Origin of the sequence: Kitasatospora sp. NBC_00315, from assembly GCF_041435095.1 — a bacterium.
In the GTDB taxonomy this organism is placed as follows: Bacteria; Actinomycetota; Actinomycetes; order Streptomycetales; family Streptomycetaceae; genus Kitasatospora.
The window spans coordinates 2,019,882-2,030,945 of record NZ_CP108025.1 but is presented as its reverse complement, the minus strand read 5'-3'; the positions used below and the strand labels follow the sequence as shown (position 1 = coordinate 2,030,945).

The window sequence follows — 11,064 nt, the reverse complement described above, 5'->3', positions numbered from 1 at the left end:
AAGGGACGACGACGATGAGTACCACCACTCAAGGCAGCGGGCTGGACCTGATCCGGAAGATCCGCTCGCTGCCCGCCAAACGGCAGCGTGCCCTGATCGCCATGCTCAAGCAGCAGGGCGTGGACCTCTCCGCACTCGACACCATCGCGCGGCTCCCCCGCTCGGCGGAGGAACCGGTCCAGCTCTCCTTCACCCAGCAGCGCCTGTGGTTCCTGGCGCAGCTGGACGGGACCAGCGCGGCGTACAACATCCCGATGGCCACCCGGCTGCGCGGGCACCTCGACCGGCCCGCCCTGCTGCGGGCGCTGGCGGAGGTGGTGCAGCGGCACGAGGCGCTGCGCACCCGCTTCGTCGACCACGACGGCGTGCCGTACCAGCTCATCGGCGACGGCCGGGACATCGTGGTCGGCGAGGAGGAGCTCGCCGATCCGGCGGACCTGCCGCTGGTCTGCGCCCGGGAGGCGGCCGAACCCTTCGACCTGGAGCACGACCCGCTGATCCGGGTCCGGCTGCTGCGGCAGTCCGAGCAGGAGCACGTCCTGCTGGTGACCATGCACCACGGTGTCTCGGACGGCTGGTCGGTCGGCGTCCTGGTCCGCGATCTGATCGCCCTCTACGGGGCGTTCAGCGCGGGGCTGCCCTCGCCGCTGCAGCCGCTGCCCGTCCAGTACGCGGACTACGCGCACTGGCAGCGCGAGTGGCTCGCCGGCGACGTGCGGACGCGCCAGGTCGAGTACTGGAAGAAGCAGCTCGCCGGCGTCGACCCCAGGCTGTCGCTGCCCGCCGACCGGGAGCGTCCGGCGGTCAAGACCTACCACGGGGCGCGCGAGTCCTTCCGCTGCCCGGCCGAGCTGCTGGAGCGGCTGCGGGAGGTCGGCAAGGAGTACGACGTCACGCTGTACATGACGCTCCTCGCGGCCTACTCCCTGGTGCTGCACCGCTACACGAACCAGAGCGAGATCGCGGTCGGCACGGTCGTGGCGAACCGCAACCGGATCGAGGTGGAGGGGCTGATCGGCTTCTTCGCCAACACCCTGGTGATGTGCGCCGACCTGTCGGGCGATCCGACCTTCCCCGAGCTGCTGGCCCAGGTGAAGCGGACCGCGCTCGACGCCTACGACCACCAGGACGTGCCCTTCGAGGCCGTGGTCGACGCCCTGCAGCTGGAGCGCAGCCTCAGCCACTCGCCGGTCTTCCAGACCATGCTGGTGCTCCAGGAGGCGCAGACCGACCGGGAGACCAGGCTCGGAGACCTGGAGGTGTCGCCGGTCGAGTTCGACGTCGACATCACCAAGTTCGACGTCACGCTGGACCTCCGGGAGACGCCGGACGGGCTGCTCGGCACGGTCGAGTACAACACCGACCTCTTCGACCGGGCGACCGTCCGCCGCTTCATCGGGCACTTCACCGAGCTGCTGGCGTCCGTCGCGGCCGATCCGACGGCCCCCGCCTCCCGGCTGGCCATGACCGGCGCGGCCGAACGCCGCCAGGTCCTGGAGGAGTGGAACGACACCCGCCGGCCCTACTCCGACGACCGCTGCCTGCACCAGCTGTTCGAGGACGAGGTGCGGCGCCACCCCGGGCGCACCGCGCTGGTCGACGCCGAACGCTCCTGGAGCTACGCGGAGCTCAACGCCTGGGCGAACCGGATCGGCCACGCCCTGCGCGCGCGGGGGGTCGGCCCCGACAGCCTGGTCGGCCTGAGCGCGCGGCGCTCGGCCGAGATGGTCGCCGGCATCCTCGGCGCCCTCAAGGCCGGCGGCGCCTACATGCCGATCGAGCCCTCCTACCCGGCCGACCGCATCGCGGAGCTGGTCGAGGTTTCCGGCGTCCAGGTGGTGCTCACCCAGCCGGACCTGGACCAGGAGCCGCTGAAGGGCGCGGCGCACCTGCTGACCCTGCACCGCGACGGCGCGGTCCGCGACCGCGACGGCGAGGAGGCCGCCCCCCGGGCGGACGACGGGAGCGACCTGCCGGCGGCCGGACTCGGCCCGGAGCACCTGGCGTACGTCATCCACACCTCCGGCTCCACCGGACGCCCCAAGGGCGTCATGATCGAGCACCGGGCGGCCGTCAACCGCATCGAGTGGATGCAGAACGAGTACCGCCTGACCGAGGACGACGTCGTCCTGCAGAAGACCCCCTACAGCTTCGACGTCTCGGTCTGGGAGTTCTTCTGGCCGCTGCTCTTCGGGGCCCGGCTGGCCGTCGCCGAACCGGACGGGCACAAGGACCCGGCCTACCTGGTCGCCGCCGTCCAGGAGTTCGGCGTGACCACCCTGCACTTCGTGCCGTCCATGCTGCGCTCGATCGTGGAGGAGCCCGGCTGGTCCCGGTGCACCTCCGTGCGCCAGGTGTTCTGCAGCGGCGAGGCCCTGCCCGCGGAGCTGTGCGCCCGCCACCACGAGCGGCACCCGGCGCTCCTGCACAACCTGTACGGCCCCACCGAGGCGGCCGTGGACGTCAGCCACTGGACCTGCCCGCCGGGCCCGGCGCCGCGCACCGTCCCGATTGGCCGGCCGATCCAGAACATCCAGCTGCACGTGCTGAACGAGGCGCTGGAGCCCCAGGGCATCGGGTGCGTCGGCCAGCTCTACATCGCCGGCGACGGCCTGGCCCGGGGCTACCTGCACCAGCCCGAGCTGACCCGCGAGCGGTTCGTGCCGAACCCCTTCGCGGGCGACCCCGCGGCGCGGATGTACCGCACCGGCGACCTCGCGCGCAGGCTGCCCGACGGCGCTTTGGAGTACCTGGGCCGGATCGACGACCAGGTCAAGCTGCGCGGCTTCCGGATCGAGCCGGGTGAGATCGAGCACCGGCTGACCGAGCACCCCGCCGTCCGCTCCTGCGCGGTGGTGGTCCGCGAGGACCAGCCCGGCAACCCCCGGCTGGTGGCGTACACGGTGCTCGCCGACGAGCCCGCTCTCGCCGACCACCACGGCGAGCTCACCCGCCACCTCGAACAGAGCCTGCCCGAGTACATGGTTCCCGGCGCCTTCGTGGTGCTGGACGCGCTGCCCGTCACCGCCCACGGCAAGCTCGACCGCAGGGCGCTGCCCGCGCCCGACATCGAGGCCTTCGCGCAGCGCGCCTACACCGCGCCCCGGACCGCCACCGAACGGCTGCTGGCCGGCCTGTGGGCCGAGCTGCTCGGCTTCGAGGAGGAGCGGGTCGGCGCCGACGACAACTTCTTCGCGCTCGGCGGCCACTCGCTGCTGATCACCGTCCTGGTCGCCCGGCTCAAGGCCGCCGGCCTGCGGGCCACCGTGCGCGCCGTCTTCGGCGCCCCGACCCTGGCCGGCCTGGCGACGAGCCTGGACGCGGCCCAGGACGGCACGGACTACAGCGTCCCGCCGAACCCGATCGGGCCGGGGTGCGAGCGGATCACCCCGGAGCTGCTCCCGCTGATCACCCTGAGCCAGGAGCAGATCGACGAGATCGTCGCCACGGTGCCCGGCGGCGCACCCAACGTCCAGGACGTCTACCCGCTGGTCTCCACGCAGGAGGGCATCCTCTTCCATCACCTGATGGATCCCTCCAACGACCCGTACCTCGTCTCCACCCTCTACGTCGCCGACGACGAGGGGGCCTGCGCCGCCTTCGGCGAAGCGCTCCAGGCCCTGGTCGACCGGCACGACGTGATGCGCACCGCGGTGCTCACCGCGGGCCTGCCCGAGCCCGTGCAGGTCGTGCACCGCAGCGCCCGGCCGGCGGTGGAGCGCGTGCGCCTGGACCCGGACGCGGACGCGGAGCAGCAGGCGCGCGAGCTGCTGGGCCGGCCCGCTCCGCTCGCCCTGGACCGGGCCCCGCTGCTGCGCCTGGTCATCGCCGAGGATCCGGGCTCCGAGCGGCGCTACCTCCTGCTGACCGCCCATCACCTGATCGAGGACGCCACCTCGCTGCGGCTCACCCTGCAGGAGCTCGGCATCCACATGGCGGGGCGCGCGGAGCACCTGGAACCCGCCCCGCCCTACCGGGACTTCGTCGCCCACACGCTGCACCAGCCGGTGCCGGACGTGGAGGCCCACTTCCGGTCCGTCCTCGGCGACGTCACCGAGCCGACCACGCCGTTCGGGCTGACCGACGTGCGCGGCGACGCCCGGCGGATGCGCCAGCTGCGCCGCCCGCTGCCCCCGGGCCTCACCCGGGACCTGCGCGCCCAGGCCCAGCGGCTGCGGATCAGTCCGGCCGGCCTCTTCCACGCGGCCTGGGCCTGCGTGGTGGCCGCGACCAGCGGACGCGACGACGTGGTGTTCGGCACCGTGCTGTCGGGGCGCCTGCAGGGCGTGCCGGGCGTGGAGCGGATGCTCGGCAACTTCATCAACACGCTGCCGCTGCGGGCACGGCTGGCCGGCCGCACCGTGCGGGAGCTGATCGCGGACGTCGACGCCGGGCTGCAGGAGCTGATCGTCCGCGAGCAGAGCCCGCTGGGCCTGGTGCAGCGGTGCAGCGGCCTGGACGGCGACGCCCCGCTGTTCAGCGCGGTGGTCAACTTCCGACACTTCGAGGCGGGCCACGGCGGACCGGCGGCGCCCCGGATCGACGACCGGGGCGTGCGCTTCGTCGCGGCCGCGGACGGGATCAACTACCCGCTGACGGTGTCGCTGGACGACTTCGGCACCGAACTGTCGCTCGACATCCTGGTCGACGAGGAGGTGGCCTGCGAGGCGGTCGCCGACCACGTCGAGACCGCACTGTCGGGCATCGTCGGCGCACTCGCCGCGGACGACGGCGCCGGCACCGCGGCCCTCGACATCGAGGTGCTGCCGGCCACCGAGCGCCGCCGCCTGCTGACCACCTGGAGCGGTCCGGTGGCGGCGGTGCCCGACGCCTCGCTCCCCGAGCTGATCGAGCGACAGGCCGCCCGCAGCCCCGAGGCGGTCGCGGTCAGCGCCGCCGAGGGCGAGCTGACCTACGCGGAGCTGAACGAGCGGGCCAACCGGCTGGCCCGGGTCCTGCTGGAGCGGGGCGTCGGCCCCGGCGGGTTCGCCGGGGTGGTCCTGCCCCGGGGCATCGACCTGATCGTGGCCTTCGTGGCCGTCCTGAAGGCCGGCGCCGCCTACCTGCCGATCGATCCCGAGTACCCGCAGGAGCGGATCGACTTCATCCTCGACGACACCCGGCCGGTGGTGGTGCTGACCGACCGGGCCACCGCGCCCGCCCTGCACGGCGCGCTGCTGGAGCTGGACGCGCCGGCGACCCGGGCGCTGCTCGCGGACGCCGCCGCCGACAACCCCGGCGACGCCGACCGGCCCGCGCCGCTGACCCGGGAGACCCCCGCGTACGTCGTCTACACCTCGGGCTCCACCGGTCGGCCCAAGGGCGTGGTCCTGCCCGCCCGGGTGCTGGCGAACCTGCTCGACTGGTCCGCCGGCGTCTTCCCGGCCGAGCCGGGTTCACGGGTGTCGCAGTTCAGCGCGGTCAGCTTCGACATGTCCGAGTACGAGCTGCTGAACGCCCTGCTCCAGGGCAAGACGCTGTGCGTGCCGGGCTCGGAGACCCGTCTCGACCCCGCCCAGCTCGCCCAGTGGCTGGAGCGCGAACGGATCACCGAGTTCTTCGCACCCAACCTGGTGATCGCCGCCGTCTACGAGGCCGCCGTCGAGCAGGGTCTGCGACTGGACTCCCTGCGGCACGTCCTGCAGGCCGGCGAGGCATTGCAACTGACCACGCAAGTACGGGAGTTCCACGCGGCCCGGCCTCTGCTGCGACTGCACAACCAGTACGGTCCGTCCGAGACGCACGTGGTCACCGCCGCGACCCTGCCCGCCGACGTGGCCGAGTGGCCCGCCGCCGCGCCGCTCGGCCGGCCGATCCAGAACACCCGCGCCTACGTACTGGACCAGCGACTGCGGCCCGCGCCGGTCGGGGTGGCCGGGGAGCTGCACCTGGCCGGTGACGGCCTTGCGCACGGTTACCTCAACCGCTCCGACCTCACCGCGCAGCGCTTCCTGGACAACCCCTTCGGGGAGCCCGGCGAGCGGATGTACCGCACCGGCGACGTGGCCCGCTGGCGCGGCGACGGCACCCTGGAGTACCTCGGGCGCGCCGACGACCAGGTCAAGGTCCGCGGCTTCCGGGTCGAGCCCGGCGAGATCGAGAACGCGCTGCACGCGCACCCCGCGGTGCACAGCGCGGTCGTCCTCCCGCGCGAGTCCGGCAACACCAGGACGCTGGTGGCCTACACCCGTCCGACCCCGCAGTGGCTGGACGCCGCCGCCGAGGAGCAGAACGCCGGACACCTCGACCGGTGGCGGCAGTTCTTCGAGGAGCGGTACGCCGACGCGCGGCCCGCGCCCGATCCGTCGGCCGGCGGCGCCGGGCGCCTGGACGCCGCCCTGCGGGCCGTCGAGGCACTGCGGCCCGAGCGGGTGCTGGAGATCGGCTGCGGGACGGGGGAGCTGCTGCTGCGCTACGCCCAGGGCTGCGCCTCGGTGCACGCGGTCGACCTCTCGGCCGCGGCGCTGGACCACGTCCGGCGGGGCGTCGAGCAGCGCGGCTGGTCGCACGTCACCCTGAGCCGGGGCGACGCCCTGTCGGTGGCGGACCTGCCCGAGGGGGGCTTCGACACGATCGTGCTCGACTCGGTCGTGCAGTACTTCCCCAACCGCCCCTACCTGGAGCGGACGATCGCCGGGCTGCTGCCGCTGCTGGAGGAGGGCGGCCGGATCCTGCTCGGCGGCGTACGGGACCTGGACCTGTTCGCGGCCGAGCTGTGCGCCGCCGAGCGCGCTCGCGCGGACGCCGCCGGCACGGCCGGCGCGCTCGCCGAACAGGTGCAGCGCGCCCGCCGCGAGGAGACCGGGCTGCTGGTCAGCCCCAGCTGGTTCGCCCGGCTGACCGAGCGCTTCCCGGAGCTGGCCGCCGTCGACCTACCGCTCAGGCGGGACGCCGGCCCGGGCGGACGGTCCGCGTACGGCTACGACGTCGTCCTCACCAAGGGCGCCGCCGCGCCGGCCGGCGCGCACCCCTGGCTGGAGGCCGCCACGCCGGCCCGGCTGCGGGCCCTGCTGGACGGCGCCACCCCCGACCGGTTCGGCGTCAGCGGCCTGACCGACCCCCGGGTCGCCGAGGACGTCGCGATCAGCGAGGGCCTGGCGCGCCGGCCGGCCGGACACGAGGTGGAGCCGCTCCCGGCCGGGTCCGCGCTCTCCGAGCAGGCCGCGGCGGACGACCGGGAGCTCGAAGCCGTGCTGCGCCACGCCGAGGACCTCGGCTACCGGGTGGCCGCCACCCGGTCGCAGAACCGGGCCGACGGGCTGGACCTGGTGTTCGGCCGCGGCGAGCTGCCGCCTGTCCGGGCACGAGCCCCCTACCGGGCGTCGCACCTGGCGAACTCCCCGCAGCTGCGGGGCCTGGGCCCGGCGATGGCCCGGATGCTCAAGGAGCACCTCTCCGCGCGCCTGCCGGACTACATGGTGCCCGGCGTGTTCGTGGTCCTGGACGAGCTCCCGGTCACGCCCAACGGCAAGGTCGACAAGCGGGCACTGCCGGCCCCGCACGAGGACGACCTGGTCAAGGAGGTCTACGTCGCGCCGCGCACGGAGGCCGAGCGGACCCTGTGCCGCATCGTGGAGGAGGTGCTCGGGATCAGCAGCGTCGGGCTCCAGGACACCTTCTTCGACCTCGGCGGACACTCCCTGCTGGCCACCCGGCTCACCCTGCGGGTCAGGAAGGAGACCGGTCTGGAGCTGCCGCTCCAGCTGGTCTTCAACGGCGCCACCGTGGCCGAGCTCGCCGAGGCCCTGGAGCGCGAGCCGGCCGCCCGGGAGAGCATCCCGCTGCTGCCCGCCGTCGCGGCCGCCGAGGGCGAGGAGGCACCGCTGTCGCTCCAGCAGAAGGACCTCTGGTTCCTCGGCCGGCCGGAGCACCTGGGCACGGCGTACGACAACGTCCAGATGGCCTTCCGGATCGACGGCCCGCTGGACCGCGACGCCTACACGCGCAGCGTCCTGGCCCTGGTCGAGCGGCACGCGGTGCTGCGCACCGGCTACGTCCGGCGCGAGGGCGTGGTCACCCAGCGGGTGAACGGCGCCGACGGCTTCGCCGTGACCGTCCTGCCGGTGGCGGACGAGGACGCCGTCGCCGAGTGGCTGCGCGCCGAGCGGCTGCGGCCCTTCGCCCCGGAGGACCGGCACCCGCTGCGGGTGCACCTGCTGGCCCGCTCGGAGCAGGAGCACGTGGTGGTCCTCACCCGGCCCTGGGGCATCTTCGACGGCTGGTCGGTGAGCATCGTGCTGAGCGAACTGCTCACGCTGTACCGGGCGCTGAGCGGCAGCGGCGAGCCGCTGCCGGAGCCGCTGCCGCTCCAGTACGCCGACTACGCCCGGTGGCAGTCGCGTGCGGTCGGCGCCCCCGAGCTGGAGCGCCAGCAGGAGTACTGGCGCCGCCAGTTGGACGGCCTGCCGGCGTGCCTGTCGCTGCGCGCCGACTACCCGCGCTGCCCGGTGAAGTCCTACCAGGGGGCCGCGGCGCAGTTCCAGGTACCGCTGGACCTGCTGACCGGGCTCCAGCGGTTGGGCCAGGAGCGCGGCGTCACGCTCTACATGACCCTGCTGTCGGCCTTCGCGGTGCTGCTGGGCGGCCGGACGGAGGACCGCGAACTGGCCATCGGCTCGCCGGTCACCAACCGCTCCGGGGCCGAACTGGAGCAGCTCGTCGGCTACTTCGTCAACACCGTGGTGATGCGGCTGGACGTGGCCCCGGACCGTGCCTTCACCGAGGTGCTCACCCAGGCCAGGCAGGTCACGGCCGAGGCCCACGAGCAGCGGGACCTGCCGTTCGTCGACCTGGTCCGGGCCCTGGTGCCCGAGCCCGACCCGTCCCACTCCCCGTTGTTCCAGGCCGCGTTCAACCTGATCCCGGCCCCGGTGCAGGCCCCCCGCGCCGAGGGTGAGGGCGAGGGCGGCGTCGGGAGCGGCGGCGAGGGCGGGGACGGCGGCTTCGCGGACCTCGCGGTGCGGCAGTTGCACACCGGCTCCGGCACGGCGAAGTACGACCTCAACCTGGTGGTGCAGGAGGCGGCGTCCGGCCTGCACGGCTACCTGGAGTACAGCACCGACCTGTTCGCCCGTGGGACGGCCGAGAGTCTGGCCGGGTCCTACGAGCGGCTGCTGCGGGCGATCGTGGCGCAGCCGGAGGCCGGACTGGCCGAACTGCGCGCCGCGGCGGCGGCCGGGCCCGACGGTGCGACGGCCGGTACCACGGCCGGTACGACGGAGACCGGCACTACGGAGACCGGCACTACGGAGCCCGGTGCGACGGAGCCCGAGGACGGGACCGGACGGCCCGACCCGGGCGTGGCCGGTGACCCGGCGGAGGCCGGCGAGCGGGTGGAGCGGGTCTGACGGCGGGGTGGCGCGGGCCCGGCCGGGCCCGCGCCACCCCGCCAGTCCTTTCGTGGGCGAACGGCAGCGGTCGCTCCCGTCGTTCCGGGCGGCCCGGTCTGCGCTCCGGCGGATTGCCACCGACGAATGCGCCGGAGCCCCGGCGCATGGCGTCCGAGCGCCACCCGGAGAACGTCCGTCCGTCCCCGCGGCACGTCGAGGGACGGCCGCCGCCGAATGTTCTGTTCCCGTGCACCGTCCGGACGCCTCACCCGGGCCGCGCGCGGCGACCGGAATTCCGGCGGGGCGGTGGATCGATCACCGCGCGCCGTCGCGGCGCGCGCGATCATCGGTGCTCGCGGAGCATTCCGGGAGATGTGGCCGTCCCGTCCGGCCGGTTCGCGACGGAATACGGCCGGAATTCGCCTCGGGGTCGATCGGCAGCGATTCGGCCGAGGAGATCGGCGACGAGTTCCGCGGTGTGGTCCAGGAGATGGAAGTGTCCGCCCGCGAAAGCGCGCAGGGTGAAGGAGGAGCGGGTGGCCGCCGCCCGGGCCGCCACCGACCGCTCGTCCAGGCCGCCTCCCGGTCCCGTGGTACGCGGTCACCGGGACGTCCAGGGGGCGCCGCCGGCCCCGGCGAGGCCCCGCACCGTCCCGCGCCCGGGCGCCGCCCGGCCGGAGAGGAACAGTGCGGTGAGCCGCGCGTCCGGGCGCGCGGCTCAGCCGCCGGGCCGCCTCGTGGGCGACCACCGCCTGGCTCAGGACCGACGATACCGGCGTCCCCGAGCGGGGGGCGACGTGTGATCAGGAACGCACCGTGGAGATCCGGTGAATCGCGACGCCCGCCGACGATCTTCTGATAGAAGCTGATATGACGATCAGTCACGGGATCCCTGCTGCCCCGAGCCGGGCCGCAGGTGCCCGCGTCCGACGTGTGGACCGCCGATCGGCGGGGGTGGTTGTCGGGCAGGGGCTCGCGTAGAGTCGGGTCCCGGTGGCCGCGCGGGTGATGGCGGCGCCGTACGGGTGGAGAGAGTGCTCCGGGGGGAGAGAACTTGACCAGAGGGATGGCCGCTGCTGTGCCGGCGGCCCGCGCGTGTGGCTCGTCGGGAGCCCGAGATGCCGTGGTGGTACGTCGAGGTCCCGCTTCGACCGTTCGCGGGCGGTTCTTGTCGCATTGATGATCGCTCATCACATTTTTTCATTGCGCCTCGTCGGTCATTCCGGTTAGGCTCCGAGTAGCCGAGTGTGCGGGCGATGCGGCACGGGTTTCGCATCGCAGGGATCCGAGGCCACGGGGTGACAGATGCGAGACGTGTCGGTCGAGTTTACGGGGGGTTCACCATGAGATCCTGCGGTATTTAGAGCGGGATTGTTTTCAGTCCTCCGGGGTGCTGGTGCTGCTGGGCGATTCCCGGCGTCAGGGCTCCGAGGTTTGCTTCGCAGGACAAACTGACGCCGTCGGCCTCCCGTCGATTCGGTGGAATCGAAGCATGCCCTGAACAGGCTTGAGTTTTCCTCGTGCACGCCGGAAGTTCTTCTCCGGTTCGGCCCGGGCCGGGAGCATTATCCGGCGCAATTCATTTACGTGGGGATATCGCGGGTGACTGTTCGATACAAGCACGTCCGGATCGGGAACCGCGCGGCCTTGTCGGCGGCGCGGACCACCACCCTCCACGGCCTCCCGGCCCCCGGCCGCGGACCGCACCCCGCCGCCCCTGACGCCCGCTCGGCCG

Annotated in this window: 1 protein-coding gene; it reads left to right on the top strand. The window is 73.6% G+C overall.

The window, feature by feature from the left end:
- Window positions 1-14: 14 nt before the first annotated feature.
- A complete protein-coding gene (locus OG823_RS08230; RefSeq protein ID WP_371478765.1) occupies window positions 15-9,347 on the top strand; it encodes an amino acid adenylation domain-containing protein in 9,333 nt (3,110 codons plus the stop codon).
- Window positions 9,348-11,064 lie beyond the last annotated feature (1,717 nt).